Source organism: Sphingobium sp. TKS, assembly GCF_001563265.1.
GTDB lineage: Bacteria > Pseudomonadota > Alphaproteobacteria > Sphingomonadales > Sphingomonadaceae > Sphingobium.
The window spans coordinates 3,953,103-3,972,016 of record NZ_CP005083.1 but is presented as its reverse complement, the minus strand read 5'-3'; the positions used below and the strand labels follow the sequence as shown (position 1 = coordinate 3,972,016).

The 18,914-nt window shown below is 63.2% G+C and carries 20 protein-coding genes; 15 read left to right on the top strand and 5 right to left on the bottom strand.

What is annotated here, in order from left to right:
• The first annotated feature begins 2 nt into the window (after positions 1 to 2).
• The 6 genes from rpmD (at position 3) to K426_RS19590 (ending at position 4,884) form a co-directional block, all read left to right on the top strand.
• Positions 3 to 182, top strand: a complete 180-nt coding sequence (gene rpmD / locus K426_RS19615) for a 50S ribosomal protein L30 (RefSeq protein ID WP_066560520.1) — start codon at positions 3 to 5, stop codon at positions 180 to 182.
• Between the two features lie 150 nt (positions 183 to 332).
• Positions 333 to 869, top strand: coding sequence for a 50S ribosomal protein L15 (gene rplO / locus K426_RS19610; RefSeq protein WP_066560518.1), 537 nt, complete (start codon positions 333 to 335; stop codon positions 867 to 869).
• A 192-nt stretch (positions 870 to 1,061) separates the two neighbouring features.
• Positions 1,062 to 2,426, top strand: coding sequence for a preprotein translocase subunit SecY (gene secY / locus K426_RS19605; RefSeq protein WP_066560516.1), 1,365 nt, complete (start codon positions 1,062 to 1,064; stop codon positions 2,424 to 2,426).
• Between the two features lie 48 nt (positions 2,427 to 2,474).
• Complete coding sequence (locus tag K426_RS19600) at positions 2,475 to 3,131, top strand: adenylate kinase (RefSeq protein ID WP_066560505.1); 657 nt, start codon at positions 2,475 to 2,477, stop codon at positions 3,129 to 3,131.
• Between the two features lie 33 nt (positions 3,132 to 3,164).
• On the top strand, positions 3,165 to 3,704 hold the full coding sequence (locus K426_RS19595) for an ATPase (RefSeq protein WP_066560503.1): 540 nt from the start codon (positions 3,165 to 3,167) through the stop codon (positions 3,702 to 3,704).
• A 139-nt stretch (positions 3,705 to 3,843) separates the two neighbouring features.
• On the top strand, positions 3,844 to 4,884 hold the full coding sequence (locus tag K426_RS19590; protein ID WP_066562045.1) for an acyltransferase family protein: 1,041 nt from the start codon (positions 3,844 to 3,846) through the stop codon (positions 4,882 to 4,884).
• A 275-nt stretch (positions 4,885 to 5,159) separates the two neighbouring features.
• Here K426_RS19590 and K426_RS19585 read toward each other — a convergent pair whose 3' ends face one another.
• Positions 5,160 to 6,383 carry an IS256 family transposase gene (locus tag K426_RS19585; RefSeq protein WP_066559295.1) on the bottom strand — a complete coding sequence of 408 codons (1,224 nt, stop codon included), beginning with the start codon at positions 6,381 to 6,383 and terminating at the stop codon, positions 5,160 to 5,162.
• Positions 6,384 to 6,522: 139 nt separating this feature from the next.
• Here K426_RS19585 and K426_RS19580 point away from each other — a divergent pair, with 139 nt between their 5' ends.
• The 5 genes from K426_RS19580 to K426_RS19560 all read left to right on the top strand — a co-directional run bounded on the left by K426_RS19580 (position 6,523) and on the right by K426_RS19560 (position 10,471).
• Positions 6,523 to 7,464 (top strand): IS110 family transposase, encoded by a 942-nt coding sequence (locus K426_RS19580; protein ID WP_066554315.1) that lies wholly within the window; start codon positions 6,523 to 6,525, stop codon positions 7,462 to 7,464.
• A 197-nt stretch (positions 7,465 to 7,661) separates the two neighbouring features.
• A complete protein-coding gene (gene coaBC, locus K426_RS19575; RefSeq protein WP_066560501.1) occupies positions 7,662 to 8,906 on the top strand; it encodes a bifunctional phosphopantothenoylcysteine decarboxylase/phosphopantothenate--cysteine ligase CoaBC in 1,245 nt (414 codons plus the stop codon).
• The gene (dut, locus tag K426_RS19570) at positions 8,881 to 9,339 is read left to right on the top strand and encodes a dUTP diphosphatase (RefSeq protein WP_066560499.1); all 459 of its coding nucleotides are present in this window, start codon (positions 8,881 to 8,883) and stop codon (positions 9,337 to 9,339) included. The genes coaBC and dut overlap by 26 nt, the downstream gene beginning before the upstream one ends.
• 2 nt (positions 9,340 to 9,341) lie before the next feature.
• Positions 9,342 to 10,118, top strand: a complete 777-nt coding sequence (locus K426_RS19565) for a HesA/MoeB/ThiF family protein (RefSeq protein ID WP_066560497.1) — start codon at positions 9,342 to 9,344, stop codon at positions 10,116 to 10,118.
• Positions 10,106 to 10,471: a DsrE family protein gene (locus K426_RS19560; protein WP_066560494.1), complete on the top strand. Its 366-nt coding sequence runs from the start codon at positions 10,106 to 10,108 to the stop codon at positions 10,469 to 10,471. Before K426_RS19565 ends, K426_RS19560 begins: the two co-directional genes overlap by 13 nt.
• A 198-nt stretch (positions 10,472 to 10,669) precedes the next feature.
• Here the strand turns inward: K426_RS19560 and K426_RS19555 are convergent, their stop codons facing one another.
• Positions 10,670 to 11,440: a CsgG/HfaB family protein gene (locus tag K426_RS19555; RefSeq protein WP_066560491.1), complete on the bottom strand. Its 771-nt coding sequence runs from the start codon at positions 11,438 to 11,440 to the stop codon at positions 10,670 to 10,672.
• A 188-nt stretch (positions 11,441 to 11,628) separates the two neighbouring features.
• Here K426_RS19555 and lepA point away from each other — a divergent pair, with 188 nt between their 5' ends.
• From lepA to K426_RS19540, 3 genes are all read left to right on the top strand, one after another.
• Positions 11,629 to 13,434: a translation elongation factor 4 gene (lepA, locus tag K426_RS19550; RefSeq protein WP_066560489.1), complete on the top strand. Its 1,806-nt coding sequence runs from the start codon at positions 11,629 to 11,631 to the stop codon at positions 13,432 to 13,434.
• Positions 13,435 to 13,517: 83 nt separating this feature from the next.
• Complete coding sequence (locus K426_RS19545) at positions 13,518 to 13,904, top strand: PH domain-containing protein (protein ID WP_066560486.1); 387 nt, start codon at positions 13,518 to 13,520, stop codon at positions 13,902 to 13,904.
• Positions 13,905 to 14,077: 173 nt separating this feature from the next.
• Complete coding sequence (locus K426_RS19540; RefSeq protein ID WP_066562040.1) at positions 14,078 to 14,761, top strand: hypothetical protein; 684 nt, start codon at positions 14,078 to 14,080, stop codon at positions 14,759 to 14,761.
• Between the two features lie 129 nt (positions 14,762 to 14,890).
• Here the strand turns inward: K426_RS19540 and K426_RS19535 are convergent, their stop codons facing one another.
• The 3 genes from K426_RS19535 to rnd all read right to left on the bottom strand — a co-directional run bounded on the left by K426_RS19535 (position 14,891) and on the right by rnd (position 16,981).
• Positions 14,891 to 15,280, bottom strand: a complete 390-nt coding sequence (locus K426_RS19535) for a DUF1801 domain-containing protein (protein ID WP_066560481.1) — start codon at positions 15,278 to 15,280, stop codon at positions 14,891 to 14,893.
• Between the two features lie 231 nt (positions 15,281 to 15,511).
• Positions 15,512 to 15,802, bottom strand: a complete 291-nt coding sequence (locus tag K426_RS19530) for an I78 family peptidase inhibitor (RefSeq protein ID WP_066560479.1) — start codon at positions 15,800 to 15,802, stop codon at positions 15,512 to 15,514.
• A gap of 12 nt (positions 15,803 to 15,814) precedes the next feature.
• Positions 15,815 to 16,981, bottom strand: coding sequence for a ribonuclease D (gene rnd / locus K426_RS19525; RefSeq protein WP_066562035.1), 1,167 nt, complete (start codon positions 16,979 to 16,981; stop codon positions 15,815 to 15,817).
• Between the two features lie 127 nt (positions 16,982 to 17,108).
• Between rnd and aspS the strand changes: the two genes are divergently transcribed.
• Complete coding sequence (gene aspS / locus K426_RS19520) at positions 17,109 to 18,893, top strand: aspartate--tRNA ligase (protein ID WP_066560477.1); 1,785 nt, start codon at positions 17,109 to 17,111, stop codon at positions 18,891 to 18,893.
• The last annotated feature ends 21 nt before the right edge of the window (positions 18,894 to 18,914 follow it).

Below are 18,914 nucleotides of genomic sequence, written 5' to 3'. Positions count from 1 at the left end.
ACATGGCGAAGATCAAGATCAAGCAGATCGGTTCACCGATCCGCCGTCCCGCCGACCAGAAGAAGATTCTGATCGGTCTGGGCCTTGGCAAGATGCACCGCGTGGTAGAGCTGGAAGACACTGCGGAAGTCCGCGGCGCCATCAAGAAGCTGCCCCATATGGTGGCAGTGGTCGAAGGCTAAACCCTTCGGTTCATCGAGATAAGGCGGGAGAGGGGGAAACCTCTCTTTCGTTTTTTGGGAAAGGGCGCTAATGGCGCGCCCTCTTTGTTGTCCCGCCGCGAAAAATCATGTGGCGGGACTTGCGCGAACATAGCGAAAGCGAGTGCACAGATGACGAAGCTTAACGAACTCAACGACAATGCCGGTGCCCGCAAGGGCCGGATGCGCGTCGGCCGTGGTATCGGCTCGGGCAAGGGCAAGACCGCCGGTCGCGGCCAGAAGGGTGCCAAGGCACGTTCAGGCGTCGCCATCAACGGCTTCGAGGGTGGCCAGATGCCGCTCCACATGCGTCTGCCGAAGCGCGGCTTCAACAACATCTTCGCCAAGGATTACGCGATCGTGAACCTGGGCGCGGTGCAGAAGGCGATCGACGCCGGCAAGCTCGACGCCAACGCCACCATCGACCATGCGGCGCTGAAGGCCGCTGCCCTTGCCCGCGGTGGCAAGGACGGCGTGCGCCTGCTCGCCAAGGGTGATCTGACCGCCAAGGTCAGCTTCCTGGTCGCCGGCGCGTCGAAGGGCGCGGTTGAAGCGGTCGAGAAGACCGGCGGCAAGGTCGACGTGATCGAGGTCGTTCCGGCGGCTGAGAAGGCTAAGGCGAAGAAGGGCACTACCCTCGCCGCCAAGAAGGCCGCAGCGAAGGCCTGATCCGGCCTGCCAAGGCTTGCAAGCGTGACCCCGCTGCCCGATATGGGTAGGCGGGGTCATGTGTTTCGGGGCAAGTTTTTGTCGCATCGGCGGCGATTCCCGGTTCGACAGCGCCCCATCACCCCGCTAAGGGGTTAGCGATTCCGCTCCGGGCATCCAAATCCCGGCAAGATGTTTTGAAGGGCAGCCACGATGGCATCGAGAGCCGACCAGCTCGCATCCAATCTCAGCCTGGCGAAGTTCAGCCAGGCGACCGACCTCAAGAAGCGCCTGTGGTTCACGCTGGGCGCGCTGATCGTCTTCCGCTTCCTGAGCTTCGTGCCGCTGCCGGGCGTCGATCCGACCGCCTTGTCGCAGCTCTACAAGCAGACCAATGGCGGCATCCTCGACATCTTCAACACCTTCTCGGGCGGTTCGCTCTCGCGCATGAGCCTGATCGCGCTCGGCGTGATGCCGTACATCACGGCCTCGATCGTGGTGCAGCTCGCCGCCTCCCTCTCGCCGCAGCTCGCGGCGATCAAGAAGGAAGGCGAAAGCGGGCGCAAGAAGCTCAATCAGTACACCCGCTACGGGACGGTCGGCCTGACAGCGGTGCAGGGCTATTTCATTGCCGTCGGCCTTGAGAGCTTCGGCGCGCAGTCGGGCGTACAGGCGGTGGTCGATCCGGGCATCCTGTTCCGGGTCGCGGCGGTGATCTCGCTGATCGGCGGCACCATGTTCCTGATGTGGCTGGGTGAGCAGATCACCTCGCGCGGCATTGGTAACGGCGTCAGCCTCATCATCATGGCGGGCATCGTCGCCCAGTTGCCGGTGACGCTCAGCAACCTGTTCAAGTCGAGCAGCACGGGCGCGATTTCCGGCCTGCTGATCTTCCTGGTGATCGTGCTGGGCTTTGGTCTGATTGCGTTCATCTGCTTCATGGAGCGGGCGCAGCGCCGGGTGCTGATCCAATATCCCAAGCGCCAGACGCGCCAGGGGCTGATGCAGGCGGACCGCAGCCATCTGCCGCTCAAGGTCAACACCGCCGGCGTGATCCCGCCGATTTTTGCCAGTTCGCTGCTGCTGATGCCGCTCACCGTCTCGCAATTTGCGGGCCGGACGGTGGCGGGCGAAAGCAAGCTGGGCGATTTCGTGCTGACGCTGAACCAGTATCTGTCGCACGGCAGCCCGGTTTATATGGGCCTCTATGGCCTCGGCATCGTCTTCTTCTGCTTCTTCTACACCGCCGTGGTGTTCAATCCGGAAGAGACGGCCGATAATCTCAAGCGCAATGGCGGCTTCATTCCCGGCATCCGTCCGGGCAAGAACACCGAAAATTATCTGGACTATGTGCTGACCCGGATCACGGTGATCGGCGCGGCCTATCTGGCTTTCATCTGCCTGGTGCCGGAATTCGTCATCGCCCGGGCGGGAATTCCCTTCTACCTTGGTGGGACTAGCCTGTTGATCGTCGTCAATGTTACGGTCGACACGGTTACGCAGATTCAGAGCCATCTGCTTGCCCATCAATATGGGGATCTGATCAAGAAGGCGAAGCTGAAGGGGCGTATGCGCTGAAGGGGCGCAGCACGTGAAAAGCGCGAAGAACAGGGGAGAATGCGCGACATGAATATCATTCTGCTCGGCCCTCCGGGCGCCGGCAAGGGAACGCAGGCGACGCGTCTGGTGGACAGCCGGGGCATGGTGCAGCTATCGACGGGCGACATGCTGCGCGCGGCGGTGAAGGCCGGGACGCCCATCGGCCTTAAGGCCAAGGCCGTGATGGAAGCCGGCGAACTGGTGTCGGATGAGATCGTGTCGGGCATCATCGGTGAAGCCCTCGATGCGCTGTCGCCGGAAACCGGCGTGATCTTCGACGGCTATCCGCGGACGGAGGCGCAGGCCTATTCGCTCGACGGCATATTGGCGGACCGCAATCGGACGCTCGACCATGTGATCGAGCTGGACGTGAACGAGGACGCGCTGGTTGAGCGTATCACCGGGCGCTTCACCTGCGCGACCTGCGGCGAGGGCTATCACGACACGTTCAAGACGCCGAAGGTCGAGGGTAGCTGCGACAAATGCGGTGGCCATGAGTTCAAGCGCCGCCCGGACGACAATGAGGAAACCGTGCGGACCCGCATGGCCGAATATCGCGCCAAGACCGCGCCGATCCTGCCCATCTACGAAGCGCGCGGCATCGTGTCGCGGGTCGACGGCATGGCCGACATGGACGATGTGACGGTTGCGATCGCGGCCATCTTGGACGGCAAGGGCGCCTGAGCTAATTTACCCTCCTGCAAGGGAGGGAAGGCGATGCGCAAGATCATGATTTTGGCATGGGCTGGTGCGGCGATGGTCGCGCCGGCCCATTGCGCTGTTACGGGCAGCAGCGATGTCGGTTTCGTGGCGGAGAATAGTGTCGATGTCTCCGCCGATGCGGCGACTGTCTATCGATTGTTGGGGCAACCGGCCCGCTGGTGGAACGGACAGCACAGCTATAGCGGCGATCCCGCCAATCTGAGCCTGGACCCCGTTGCGGGCGGCTGCTTCTGCGAAAAGGTGCCGGGCAAGGATGGGAAGGCCGGAAGCGTCGAGCATGGCCGGGTGATCTATGCGGCGCCGGACAAGCAATTGCGCCTTTCCGGGGCGCTGGGGCCGTTGCAGGCGGAGGCGGTAACCGGGACGCTCACTTTCGACATCGCGCCGACGGAGAAAGGCGTGCGGGTCGGAATGAGCTATGTCGTCGGCGGTTATATGCGCATGGGCGCGTCCAAGATCGCTCCGCTCGTCGACAGGGTTCTGACCGAGCAATTGCAGGGGCTGAAACGCGCGGCGGAAGCGGGACAGCCTTAGCTCGGGGCCGGCCTGGCCCTGTCGAACGCCAAGGGGCGCTTACGTCCGAATTCGTCACGCTTTCCGAAAATACAGCCGGGCCATGCGGTTAACCACGATATTAACGGAAAGATTGCTGTTCCGTTGCTATGGCGAGGACATGACGGGGTCGCGCCTTTCCACTGGCCGCTTGACGGAACTGGACGCGTTGCGCGGTCTGGGCGCCCTGTGCGTGCTGGTTTTTCATTATTCCACCCGCTTCCATGAACTGTTTCCGCAGGCGGCCCATGTGCCCTTCAGCTTCCTGGGCGGCAATTACCGGGTGCTGCTGTTCTTCACCATTTCCGGCTTTGCGATCTTCTTCACGCTCGACCGAATCCGGACCGCCGCCGATTTCGTGATCAACCGCTTTGCCCGGCTCTATCCCGCCTATCTGGTCGCGATGCTGCTGACGCTGGGGATCGAATATCTGGCGCGGGTGTCGCAACTGCTGATCGGGCCGGGCGCGATCCTGGCCAATATCACCATGTTGCAGGGTTTTGCCTTCTTGCCCGAGGTCGATGGCGCCTATTGGACGCTAACGGTCGAGATAGCCTTCTATTTCTGCATGGTGGCGATCTGGAAATGGGCGGGCGTCAAGCGGCTGGAGCTGGTGCTGCTGGCCTGGCTCGCGCTGCGTTGGCTCTATGCGCTGTGGCCGGGCATGCCCGAGCGGATCGTGATGCTGCTGGTGTTGCGCTATGTGCCCTTTTTCATCATCGGCATGTTGTCCTATCGCGTTTGGGCGGGGCAGCGAAGCTGGCGGCAACAGGCGCCCTATGCCGCGCTGGCTCTGCTCTCGATCGCGACGGTCGACAGCCCGGACATCACCCTGGCGGGCGTTGTCCTGCTGGGCGTCTTTGCGGCGCTGATCGCGGGGCGGCTGCGTTTTTTTAGCCTCCGGCCGCTCGTCTGGATGGGTGGGATCAGCTATTCCTTCTACCTCATTCACCAGCATGTCGGCTTTGTCGTGATGCTGAAAATGGCCGAGGCGGGGTACAGCCCCTGGGCGGGTTTTGCGACGGCCTTTGCGGTGGCGCTGGGTTTGGGCACGCTGATCAACCGTCTGGTCGAGCGGCCGGCTGGGGAGGCGATCCTGGACTGGTGGCGGCGGCGTCGGGAGAAGGCGGTGTCGAGCGAGGCGGCGCCGAGCCAAGTCTAGAGCGCGCTGCGTTAAATCGGATGCAGGTCGCGCGCTCTAAGCTTTTGTTGTCGCATCGTTTTTTGCGCAAAGCCGGTTCCCACTTTTGCGCACGATGCTTGTCTTATGACATTGTTGTCCGTTTGGGTCAGGATGAGATGCCCGTTCCGGGGTGGCCACCCCGGAACGGGTGGAAGGGGACGGATCGCGCATCGATGCCGGTCGATCAGGGACCGGGTTAGAGTTGGATCGCCCGGGGCTGTCAGGAATTTCGTGTGCGGCGAGGCGGTTGACCATCAGGCCGTCATGGCCCTGATGAAGCGTTCGCCGAAGAGAACGGCAAATTGCGCCTTCGCCATGTTCCACTCGCGCGGCGGCATTTTCCACTCTTTTTCCGATCGGTTCAAGATCAGATAGAGCAGCTTGGTGGCCGCCTCATCATTGGGGAAATGGCCCCGCGCACGAACAGCGCGACGAAGCTTGGAGTTCAAGGCCTCGATGGCATTGGTGGTGTAGACGATCCGCCTGACTTCGTCGGGGAAGGCGAAAAATGGGATGACCTCGGGCCATGCCCGACGCCAGCTCTGGCCGATGGCAGGATAGCGCTGCCCCCAGAAGCTCGCTTCGAAGGCCGTCAGCGCTTCCTCGGCGGCCGCGGCATCGACAGCACGGTAGATGGCCTTCAGGGCCGTTCCGAGCGCCTTACGGTCTTTCCATGCCACGAAATCCATCGAGTTGCGCAGCAGATGGACGATGCAGGTCTGGACCATCGCTTCGGGGAAGACGGCGGTGATGGCGTCGGGGAAGCCCTTCAGACCGTCAACGACGGCCAGCATGATATCCTCGACGCCGCGGTTGCGTAGTTCGTTCATGACGCGCAGCCAGAACTTGGCGCCTTCATTCTGTTCCAGCCATAGCCCCAGGACCACCTTGGTGCCGTCGGCCATGACGCCCAGGGCAATATGGATCGCCTTGTTGCGGACCATGCCTTCGTCGCGGATCTTGACCCGGATCGCATCGAAGAAAACCAGCGGATAGGCTGGGTCCAGCGGGCGTTGCTGCCAGGCTGCAACCTCTTCCAGCACCGCGTCGGTGATCGTGCTGATCAGATCGGGCGAGGCGTCGATCCCGTACAGATCGCGCAGATGCCCGGTGATCTCCCGGGTACTCATGCCACGCGCGTACATCGAGATGATCTTGTCATCAAAGCCAGGGAAGCGTCGCTGGTACTTGGCGATCAGCTGCGGATCGAAACTGCCGGCCCGATCACGCGGCACCTCGATCTCGATCCGTCCCCCGTCGGTCGTCACCGTCTTGCGGCCATAGCCGTTCCGGCTGTTGTTCCCTTGCTCCTCCTGGCCAAGATGGTGATCCATCTCCGCATTGAGCGCCCGTTCGGCAAATGCCTTCTTCAATGTATCGAGCAGGCCGCCCTGGCTGAGCGCCGCGGCCGCGTCAGTGCCGGCAAGCAGCTGATCGAGAATGTCGTTCGGTATCGAGGGTTCTTTGCGTCGTGACATACCGGGTCTCCTTGTTCCCCATTATGCCTCGTCGCACACGAAATTCCTGACAGTCCCGGATCGCCCCTTTCTTTTCCTTCAGGCCCGAACGGATACCGGGGCTTTGTGGCCCGGATGACAAGCATGGGACACGGAAAAGATGAGCAATGATCTACCACAAACCCTTGGCATCGACATCTCCAAAGCAACACTCGATTGCCATGCCCACCCTGCCTCAGCTGCCCGGCAGTTCCCCAATACCACCAAGGGCCACAAGGCGCTGATCGCATGGCTCGAACAATGGACAGTCGCGCAAATCGCCTATGAAGCAACGGGAACTTACCATCGTGCAATAGAACAGGCGCTCGCTCACATACCCTGCGTCAGGCTCAATCCCGAACGAGCCAGGCGCTTTGCTCAGGCCACCGGCACCCTCGCCAAGACCGACCGCATCGATGCCGCCCTGCTGGCCCGCATGGCAGCCACCGTGCAACCTCCCATCAGGCCAGCGCCATGTGCAAATCAGGTGCTGCTGGCCGAACTCATCAATGCCCGCGACGGACTAGTTCGGGATCGTACTGCACTCAAGAACCGAGATCAGAAACTCACCATTCCTTTCCTGAAGCGCCAGTGCAGGCAGCGCCTCGACCAGATCGCACGCCATATCGAAGCACTCGATGCTGAAATCGCCCAGATCATCGCTGCTGATCCGGCTCTGGTCCGCCGCCATAACATCCTCACCAGCATCGATGGCCTCGGAACGCTGACCGCCAATCAACTCATCGCCATCATGCCCGAACTCGGCAGCCTTGATAACAAACAGGCCGCATCACTCGCCGGTCTCGCTCCTGTCGCCAGACAGTCCGGCCAGTGGAAAGGCAAGAGCTTCATTCGAGGCGGCCGCGCAAACGTCCGCAAAGCCCTCTATATGCCTGCCCTCGTCGCTGCCCGCTTCAACCCCAATCTCAAGGCAAAATATCGACAACTCATCGCCGGCGGAAAACCACCAAAACTCGCCATCACTGCCGTCATGAGAAAGCTCATCGTCACCGCAAATGCCCTGCTCAAGGCAGATCGCATCTGGCGCAAATCACTCGCTTGACCATCACGGATACTCTAGCGGGTAGCTGGTTGCGTCTTCCACCCTTTATCGTCCTCCCCATTGGGAAATCGACCTCCTGAAGGTTGAAATATGTGGAAACGTCCGGAGATGGACTCTCGCTTTCGCGGGAATGACCAGGCAAGCTCAAGGTGCGGGCTGGACAAGGGCGTCCCGCTTGCCCAAATGATGGGCCTGTCATGACCAAGCGCATCCTTCTTATCATTTCCGGCGGCATCGCGGCTTACAAGTCGCTGGAGCTGGTGCGACTGCTGCGCAAGCGGGGCTTGGCCGTGCGCGCGGTGCTGACCGAGAGCGCGGCCCAGTTCGTGACGCCGCTCTCGCTGGGCGTGCTGACCGAGGATCATGTCTATGGCGACATGTTCGACCTCAAGGAAGAGCGCGAGATCGGGCATATCCAGCTCAGCCGCCAGGCCGATCTGGTGGTGGTGGCCCCCGCGACGGCGAATATCCTTGCCAAGATGGCGGCAGGTATTGCCGATAATCTGGCGACGACGTTGCTGCTCGCGACCGACAAGCCGGTGCTGGCCGTGCCCGCGATGAATGTGCGGATGTGGCATCATGCAGCCACCCGGCGGAACGTTGCTCAGCTCAAGACCGATGGCGTGCACATCATGGAACCGGACAGCGGCGAAATGGCATGCGGCGAGTTCGGCAAGGGGCGCCTCCCCGAGCCGGAGGCGATCGCGGCGGAGGTGGCGCGGTTGCTGGCCTTGCCGCTGGCCGCGGATCCTCTGGCGGGCCAACCGGATTTTGAAACGGCGGATGCGCCGCTGACCGGGCGGCATGTGCTGGTGACGGCCGGGCCGACGCATGAGCCGATCGATCCGGTGCGCTATATCGCCAATCGGTCCTCGGGCAAGCAGGGCTTTGCCATTGCGGCGGCGGCGGCGCGGGCCGGGGCGCGGGTGACGTTGGTCGCGGGGCCGGTGCATTTGCCCACACCCTCCGGCGTGGATCGCGTCGATGTCGAGACGGCGCGGGAGATGCTGGCGGCGGTGGAAGCCGCCCTGCCCGTCGATGCGGCGATCATGGTGGCGGCGGTGGCGGACTGGCGCACGGCGGATGCGGCGGATCAGAAGCTCAAAAAGGATGGCTCGGGCAAGCCTGCTCCGCTTTCCCTGGTCGAGAATCCGGACATTCTCGCCACGCTGGGAAAGCATGCCAAGCGCCCGGCCTTGCTGGTGGGCTTTGCCGCCGAGACGCAGAAGGTTGCTGAGCATGCGCAGGCCAAGCTGGCGCGTAAGGGGGCTGACTGGATCGTTGCCAATGATGTGTCTGGTGACGTGATGGGCGGCGATTCCAACAGCGTGCATATTATTTCCAAGGACGGCGTCGAAAGTTGGGAAAATCTGCCCAAGGACGCTGTTGCCACTCGTTTGATAGAAAAGGTCGCTGATGCCCTCTCCTCTCGCTCCGATTGAAATCCGTCTGAAGCGCCTGCCCCATGGCGAGGGGCTGCCTGCGCCTGCCTATGCGACGGCGCATGCGGCGGGGATGGATGTGGTGGCGGCGGAGGACGTCATCCTGGTGCCCGGCGGGCGTCATGCGGTGGCGACGGGTTTCGCTATGGCGATTCCGGAAGGCTATGAAGTGCAGGTGCGGCCTCGCTCGGGCCTGGCGCTCAAGCATGGGATCAGCCTGCCCAATACGCCGGGTACGATCGACGCCGATTATCGCGGCGAATTGAAGGTCATATTGATCAACCTGGGCGGCGAACCCTTTGTGATCTCGCGGGGCGACCGGATCGCGCAACTGGTGGCGGCGCCGGTGCAGATCGCCACCTTTGCCGAAGTCGAGGAACTGGACGAGACCGTCAGGGGTTCCGGTGGTTTCGGGTCGACGGGAGTGAAATAATCATGACCCCATCCCCGCTCACCGACGAGCAGCTTGAACGCTATGCCCGCCATATCGTGCTGAAGGAGATCGGCGGGGCGGGACAGGCTCGGTTGCTGTCGGCGGATGTGGCGGTGATCGGGGCCGGGGGCATAGGCAGTCCGGCGATCCTCTATCTTGCGGCGGCGGGTGTCGGCACGATCCGGGTGATCGATGACGATGCGGTCGCCCTCTCCAATTTGCAGCGGCAGGTGCTGTTCGGGACCGAGGATATCGGCGCGCCCAAGGCCGAGGGCGCGATGGCGGCGGTGGCGCGGCTCAATCCCGATGTGAAGCTGATCCCCATCAATGCGCGGATCGATGCGGACAATGCCGCGCTGATGCTGCGCGAGGCGGATGTGGTGCTGGACGGCTGCGACAGTTTCGCGACGCGGCTGGCGGTGGCGGATTGCACGCAGAGGTTGAGGGTTCCGCTGGTGTCGGCGGCGGTCGGGCCGTTCGAGGGGCAGCTCGCCACCTATCGCGGGTGGGAAGCGGGCAAGCCTTGCTATCGCTGCCTGGTCGGATCCCCGGAGGATGCGCCGGAGCGGAACTGCTCGGAGACGGGCGTGATCGGGGCGCTGACCGGCGTAATGGGCAGCCTGGCGGCGCTGGAAGTGATCCGGGCGCTGGTGCCCTTTGGCGAGGATATGGCGGGGCGGCTGCTGTTGGCCGATCTGCTGTCGATGCGCTTTCGAACTGTGGCGGTGCCGAAGGATCCGGCCTGTCCGGGTTGCGCCGTGGAACTATGCGCGAGCTGAGGATCGTCGTCGCGACGGCGGATGCGGAGCGGCTGCGCGGGTCGCTGGTGATGGCGGCGGCGCAGGCTGCGTTGGGCGGCAAGGCGGCGCTTTTCCTGCAACTGGATGCGGTGGGATTGCTGCGGACGCCGATTGGGGCGCCGCAGGATGAGGCGCATCGGGCGGCGGGGCTGCCTTCGCTGGCGATGGTGATTGAGGAAGCCTTGGCTTTGGGGGTTGTCATCCTCGCCTGTCAGAGCGGGCTGGCCTTGTGCGGGATGACGGTGGAGAGCTTGCCCGCGGGCGTGGAGATTGGCGGGCCGGTTGGGTTTTTGCAGCAGACGGGGGATGAGACTCGCCTGCTTTTTGCTTGAAGCCGTCGGCTCGTCCGAATTTGGGTGGATAGGGGACGCTTCCTGTTTCGTCATTCCCGCGAAGGCGGGGATGACGAACTTCGAAAATGTCCGGAAATGGCCCAACGCGGGCCCGCTGTGGAGTCGTAAGCGAAAGCCGAGCGCAAAAAAAGCGCCGCCGGCAGCTCCGGCAGCGCCCTTTCCGTGCAATCCCGCTCGTTACTGCGCGCGGGGCGCCGCCGCTGCCGCGTTGGTGGGCAGGCCGCCGAGTTGCGTCACCAACTTGGTATAGGCGTCGAGATAGGCCAGCACGATCACCTGGCCGATTTCGGTGTTCTGATAGCCGCCGCCGCCAGCCGCCGCGAAACCGCCCCACCAGCCTGCGCCGCCACCGCCGCCGAAGCTGAGGTCCGATTTGCGGGCATAGCCCTCGGTCAGCGCCTCTTCCTCGGTCGTGCGGGCGTTGACGATCGAGAGCGTGACATTGGCCTCGCTCTTCTTGACCGAGATGCCGCCGGCGAGCGCGCCGAAGGTCCGGCCGCCCAGGAAGCCGCCGAGCATGCCGCCCAGCGCATTGCCGCCCGAATTCTTGTTCGAGGAAACGATGTCGGGCTGCAGATAATAATCCGCCGCCTTCACCTGGCCCTTGCCCAGGTTCGATCCCGCCTGCAATTCGCCGGAGTCCGCCATGGCGCGCTCCAGGTTGCGGCTGGCCATGGCGCGGCCACGGTTGACGATGCCGAAGCAGCCCGACTGCTGGATGAACACCTTGAGGATCGCCTCCGGGCTGCCCAGGTTCAGCTCACGCCACCACTGGTTGTCCGGCTCGACGATCGCCACCGTGCCGAGGCGCCGGGTGCAATGAGGAATTTCGGCGGTTTTCTTGGCCTGCTGCTGCCGGGCGGACGAGCCCTTGTCGGCGGCCATCGCCGGAGAAGCCGCGACAGCCAGGCCGGCTGCGGCAGCGACGAATTTCGCGAATACACGCATTGTCATGCACCCCTGAAAGTTGCTGAAGTCGTTTTGCTTTTGTGGCGCCCCGATATTTGACCCAAGCTCTAGCACAACCGCGTGGGCGCGCAAGTAATGCGAATGGTTATCACCGCTATCGCCTTCAAAGGGCGACCGATGCGAGTGCCTGCTGACACGCCCGCAAATGGCTGCTATCGGCGCGGGCCATGACCGATCTCTCGCACATCCGTAATTTCTCGATCATCGCCCATATCGACCATGGCAAGTCGACGCTGGCCGACCGCCTGATCCAGCGCACCGGAGGCCTCACCGACCGGGAGATGAGCGCCCAGGTTCTCGACAATATGGATATCGAGAAGGAGCGCGGCATCACCATCAAGGCGCAGACCGTGCGTCTCGACTATGTCGCGAAAAATGGCGAGACCTATGAGCTGAACCTGATGGACACGCCGGGCCATGTCGACTTCGCCTATGAGGTGAGCCGCTCGCTGGCCGCCTGCGAGGGCGCGCTGCTGGTGGTCGACGCGGCGCAGGGCGTGGAAGCGCAGACGCTGGCCAATGTCTATCAGTCGATCGAGCATGACCATGAGATCGTGCCCGTCATCAACAAGATCGACCTGCCCGCCGCCGAACCGGAAAAGGTGAAGGCGGAGATCGAGGAAGTGATCGGCCTCGACGCGTCGGAAGCGGTGTTGGCGAGCGCCAAGTCGGGCATCGGCATCGACGACATATTGGAAGCGGTGGTCGCCAAGATTCCCGCGCCCAAGGGCGACCGCGAGGCGCCGCTGGAGGCGATGCTGGTCGATAGCTGGTACGACCCCTATCTGGGCGTCGTGATTCTGGTGCGCGTCATGAACGGCGTCATCAAGAAGGGCCAGAACATCAAGTTCATGATCGGCGGGACCGAGCATCTGATCGACCGCGTCGGCTGTTTCCGGCCGAAGATCGAGCAACTGGCCGAATTGGGGCCGGGCGAGATCGGTTTCATCACCGCGCAGATCAAGGATATCAGCCAGACCCGCGTGGGCGACACCATCACCACGGTCAAGAATCCGGCGAAGGTGCCGCTGCCGGGCTTCAAGGAAGTGCAGCCGGTGGTGTTCTGCGGCCTGTTTCCGGTGGACGCCAATGATTTCGAGAAGCTGCGCGATTCGATTTCGAAGCTGCGGCTGAACGACGCCAGCTTCTCCTTCGAGATGGAGACGTCGGCGGCGTTGGGCTTCGGCTTCCGCTGCGGTTTTCTGGGCCTGCTGCATCTGGAGATCATCCAGGAGCGGCTGACGCGCGAATATGATCTCGACCTCATCACCACCGCGCCGTCGGTGGTCTATGAGATTCATATGAACGACGGGACGACGCGGCACCTGCACAACCCCGCCGACATGCCCGACGCCAACCATATCGATTTTATCGAGGAGCCGTGGATCGAGGCGGTGATCTACTGCCCCGACGAATATCTCGGCTCCATCCTGAAGCTCTGCCAGGACCGGCGCGGCATTCAGAAGAATCTGACCTATGTCGGCGGGCGGGCGCAGGTGACGTATGAACTGCCGCTCAACGAGGTGGTGTTCGACTTTTACGACCGGCTGAAGTCGATCTCGCGTGGCTATGCCAGCTTCGACTATCACCAGATCGGCACGCGAGAGGGCGATCTGGTCAAGATGGGCATCCTCGTCAATAACGAGCCGGTCGACGCGCTCTCCATGATCGTCCACCGGGGCACCGCCGAATCGCGCGGACGCGGCATGTGCGAGCGGCTGAAAGACCTGATCCCCCGCCATCTGTTCAAGATTCCGATTCAGGCGGCGATCGGCGGCAAGGTGATCGCCCGCGAAACTATCGCGGCGATGCGCAAGGACGTGACCGCCAAATGCTATGGCGGCGATATCACTCGCAAGAAGAAGCTGCTGGAGAAGCAGAAAGAGGGCAAGAAGCGGATGCGCGAATATGGCAGCGTGCAGATCCCGCAGGAGGCCTTCATCGCGGCGCTGCGCATGGGGGACGAGAGCTAGTCCGAAGCGTATCATGCTTGGGCGGCCTTGACGGCGGTGGAGCGTCCATGGTCAATGCAAACGGTTAGCGGCAGGGGACCGGCATGAGCGAGACTTGGCTGTATGATGAGCATCCCGCGATGTTCCGCGCACACCCCTTTCTGTTCGCCCTGCTGCTGATTTCCGTCGTCGGCATAGTCGCCATCGGCATATGGTGGGTGCTGAACAAGGGCGAGCGTCTGGCACTGTCCGACCGCGAAGTGTTGTTCGAACGCGGCCTGCTCGCCAAGCAGCGGACGGAGATCGCGCTGTCCAGCATCCGCAGCGTGCGCATCACCCAGACGCTGGGCCAGCGGATTTTCAACGTCGGCAATGTGGAATTGTTCAGCGCGGGCGACATGGCGGAAATCGCTATCAAATCCATGCCGCGGCCGGACCGCATCCGGGCGATTGCCGCATCGCGCAACCTGGACCTGCTGCCCCAGCGGTAGGAGAATGCCGAACCGCCTCTTGACTTGTCCGCATTTATTTCAACGATAGTGTAATAGCGAGAGGGGCGGTTCGAAACGCCCCCAAGACCAGCAGGAAGGACGCCGAAGGAACGCCGGTCCGCAGTGGCGCGGGCAGGTGATTGCAAGGGGTCGTCTGCATGGGCTTTCGCGTGATGCCGTCGCTGCCAGGTCTGACTGCGCAGCAGCAGGACGAAATCCGTCAGACTTGCGGTTTTGCTTGTGTCCGCTGCGGCGTGACGATTTACCGTTATCTGCGTTTGCCCGAGAGTCATGGGGTGACGCTGCTCTGCCCGACCTGCCATGGGCTGGTCGAGGAAGGGCGGTTGACGCCGATGCAGGTGCAGGGCTTCCACGCCAATCCGGTCGTGCGGCAGCGCCATTTTGCGCGTGACCGGCTGCCCTTTTCGCCGGAGCTGCCGACGCTGATCATGGGCGGCTCCCAGTTGTTGAGGGATACGCCGATCCCGCTGACGCTGGAGGGCGAACCGATCCTGATCTTCGCCCCGCCGCGCCGGAGCAATGGCGCCACGCGAATCAGCGTGCGCATGGGTGGTCCCGATGGCGAGCCGGTGCAGGTCGTGAACGGCAATGAATGGATGCCGACCGACGGGAGCTGGCACTTTCTGCTGCGCGGCGATCGCTACACCATGATGGCGGCGCGGGGCGAGGGGCTGGCGGTGCTGCGGATCGTGGCGCGCAACCGGATCGCGGTGGAGCATCTGCGCACCACGATCAGAGGACGCCGGCTGGAGGTGACGCCGGACTGGTTGGAAATCGACGGCAAGCGCTATGTCGGGCGGATCGGCAGCGGGACGTTGATCGGGCTGGAATGTTGATCGGGCGTGGGCCGCGCTTCCATCGGATGTCCTCGTTCCTGAGTGGAGCGAGACGAGCGGCTCGCGACAGTCTAGATCAGACGTTGGAACTGGGCTCCTGCCTTCGCAGGAGCACGCTGGTTCTCAATCTCAATCCTTCTTCTTCCGCGGCTTGGCCACATTGAGCGCCACGGCGGCGCGGATCAGCGCCTTGAACGCATCCGCGTCGATCCTCTCGCCTTCAACGATGTCGATGGCGCGCCGCACATTGCCTTCCAGGCTGGCGTTGAACAGGCCCGCCGGGTCTTCCAGTGATGCGCCCTTCGCGAAAGTCAGCTTGACCACCGTCTTGTAGCTTTCGCCTGTGCAGAGGATGCCGTCATGCGACCAGACCGGGACGCCGCGCCATTTCCATTGCTCGACCACTTCGGGATCGGCTTCCTTGATCAGTGCGCGGACATGCCCCAGCATCTCTCCGCGCCAATCGTCCAGTGCCGCGATCCGCGCATCGATCAGCGCGGAGGGTGCATCCTTGTCCATCGGCGCCTCCTGTATGGCGCACCCTAACAGATTGCGGCGAAACCGGAATGGCGTAGCGATGGTGCCGGGAGGGGCCTGCCTCTTGGCGCCACCGCTACGCCGCCCTTAGGGGACCACCCATGGGAGCGACCGGCCATGATCAGGGGGATCGCGACCGGTGCCGGGGGGAATACGACCGGCGCGAGCGGTTTATTCCATCGCGATCCGCATCCGCTTTCTGAGGGGAGGGATTCAGCCGCAGCGGGCGGAGATGATCGCCATCTTATCGTCATAGCTGACGGTCAGCCGGTCGGCGCGGAAATCCATGGTCATCGCCATGCCGGGCGCGCCCCAGCGCAGGGTGCGGGCGCCCGACGCCTTGAGCAATTGCGCGCCGAGATCGGCACTGGCGGTCTGGCCGACGAAGCGGTCCAGCCCTTCGTTGCGGCACGGTCCTTCGGCGGCAGGCGGCGGCGTGGCGGGGCCTTGGGTGCCGGAACAGGCGGCCAGCAGGGGAAGAAGGATCAGTGCTGCCGTCCGCATCCGTCTTGGCTCCTATTGCGTGCGGGTCATCTTGAGGCGGCCGTTTCTGACCGCGAAGGCAAGACGGCCCTCGACCAGATCGACCGCGTCGCGGCCGAATTGTTCATAGCGCCAGCCTTCGAGGATCGACAGATCCTCGCGCACGCCCGCCGCCAGCGCGTCGATATCGTCGCTGCGGGCGATCAGGCGCGCCGCGACGTTGATGTCGCGCGAGCGGATCTTGAGGAGCAGCTTAAGCAGGTCCGCCACCAACGCGCCGTCCTTGCCCAGGCCCGGGCGCTTGGGGTCGCGCTCGGGCATTTCTTCCTTGGCGAGCGGCGTGTGGTTGTTGAGCGCGAGCATCAGGCGGTTGCCGATGTCATTGGTCTTCCAGGTGGCGGACAGGCCGCGTACCTTGCCAAGATCTTCCTGGATGCGCGGCGGATGGCTGGCGATATCGGCCAGCGTCTCGTCCTTGACGATGCGGCCGCGGGGCAGGTTCTTGTCCTGCGCCTCCATTTCGCGCCAAGCGGCGAGCGCCTTCAGGCGGCCCAGCACATCGGCCTTGCGGCTGGCGATGCGGACGCGCTGCCACGCCTCCTCGGGCTTGTTCTCATAATTGGAAGCGTCGCTGATCCGCTCCATCTCCTGATCCAGCCAGTCGCCCCGGCCGGTGCGGCGCAGTTCCTCCAGCATCTTGGGGAATATCTGGATGAGGTAGGTGACGTCCCCGATCGCATAGTCGATCTGCCGCTTGTCGAGCGGACGGCGTGCCCAGTCGGTGAAGCGGGCGCCCTTGTCGAGTTGAACCCCCAGCCAGGCGTCGACCAGATTGCCGTAACCGATCTGCTCGCCCAGCCCCAGCGCCATCGCCGCGATCTGCGTGTCGAACAGTGGATGGGGCGTCTTGCCGGTCAGGTTGTAGATGATTTCCAGATCCTGGCCGCCGGCGTGGAAGACCTTCAGCACATCCTCATTGTCGACCATCAGGTCGAGCAGGGGGGAAAGGTCGATGCCGGGCGCCTTGGGATCGATGGCCGCTGCTTCATTCTCGTCCGCGACCTGCACCAGGCAGAGATCGGGCCAATAGCTGTTTTCGCGCATGAATTCGGTATCGACCGCAATATAGGGCGATTTGGCGATCCGGGCGCAGAATTGGGCGAGAGTCTTGCTGTCGGTAATCAGCGGATGGATTTGCATATGGTCTTCGATCTTATTATGGGCTGGCCCGTCGCGCACGGGCTCGTCAATGCTTGACAAGACTGCCCATAGCGGCGCTGCAACAATTTGTCATTTCCGTAAAACGTAGCTGAAAGAATAGATCGCCATGCATGCTTATCGCACTCATACCTGCGGCGCCCTGACCTCTGCCGAAGTCGGCAATGAGGTGCGCGTGTCCGGCTGGGTGCATCGCAAGCGCGATCATGGCGACCTGGTCTTCATCGACCTGCGCGACCATTATGGCATGGTGCAGATCGTCACCGAGGTCGACGGGCCGGTGTTCCAGGTGATCGAATCGCTGCGCGCGGAAAGCGTCGTGACGGTGACGGGCAAGGTCGTGGCGCGGGCGAAGGAAGCGGTGAACCCGAACCTGCCGACCGGGGAGATCGAGATTCGCGCGCTGGACGCGGTGGTGCTCTCCGCCGCCGCCGATCTGCCGCTGCCGGTCGCGGGCGAGCAGGACTATCCCGAGGATATCCGCCTGCGTTACCGCTTCCTCGATTTGCGGCGCGAGACGCTGCACGCGAACATCGTCAAGCGCACGAAGATCATTTCCGACATGCGCCGCCGCATGGAAGGCATTGGCTTCACCGAATATTCGACGCCGATCCTGACCGCGAGCAGCCCGGAAGGCGCACGCGACTTTCTGGTGCCGAGCCGTATCCACGCGGGCAAATTCTACGCGCTGCCGCAGGCGCCGCAGCAATATAAGCAGCTGCTGATGGTGGCGGGTTTCGACCGTTATTTCCAGATCGCGCCCTGCTTCCGCGACGAAGACCCGCGCGCCGATCGCCTGCCGGGCGAATTCTACCAGCTCGACCTCGAAATGAGCTTCGTCACGCAGGAAGACGTCTGGAACACGATGGAGCCGGTGATCGCGCAGGTGTTCGAGGCGTTCGCCGACGGTAAGCCGGTGACGCCCGCAGGCAGCTTTCCGCGCATCCCGCATGCCGAGGCGATGCTGAAATATGGCTCGGACAAGCCCGACCTGCGCAACCCGATCGTCATCACCGACGTGACCGAGCATTTCGTGGGTTCGGGCTTCGGCATCTTCGCCTCGCTGGTCGAGAGCGGCAGCGTGATCCGCGCGATCCCGGCGCCGGGTGCCGGTGCGGGCAGCCGGAAGTTCTTCGACGAGATGAACAACTGGGCGCGCAGCGAGGGCTATTCGGGCCTTGGCTATATCAACATCAAGGATGGCGTGCCGGGCGGCCCCATCGCCAAGAATCATGGCGAGGAGCGGACGGCCAAGCTGATCGACGCGCTGGGCCTGGGGCCGAATGACGGCGTGTTCTTCGCGGCGGGCAAGGAAAGCCAGGCCGCCAAGCTGGCGGGTCTGGCGCGCATCCGCGTGGGTGAGCAGCTCGACCTGATCGACAAGGATCGCTTCGAACTGTGCTGGATCGTCGACTTCCCCTTCTACGAATATGATGAAGAGACCAAGTCGATCGACTTTGCGCACAATCCCTTCTCCATGCCGCAGGGTGGGCTGGATGCGCTGGAGCATCAGGACCCGCTGACGATCAATGCCTATCAATATGACATGGTCTGCAACGGCTATGAGATTGCTTCGGGCTCGATCCGCAACCAGTCGCCGGAGCTGATGGTGAAGGCCTTCGAGAAGGTGGGTCTGAGCCAGCAGGATGTGGAGGAGCGCTTCGGTGGCCTCTATCGCGCGTTCCAATATGGCGCGCCGCCGCATGGTGGCATGGCCGCTGGCGTGGACCGGATCGTGATGCTGCTTTGCGGTGCGCAGAATCTGCGCGAGATCACGCTGTTCCCGATGAACCAGCGGGCGGAGGACCTGCTCATGGGGGCGCCGAGCGCTGCGGAGTTCAAGCAGTTGCGGGAACTGCATGTCCGGGTGGTGGAGCCGCAGGCCAAGGCTTGACCTTTCCTTTTTAGGGTATCG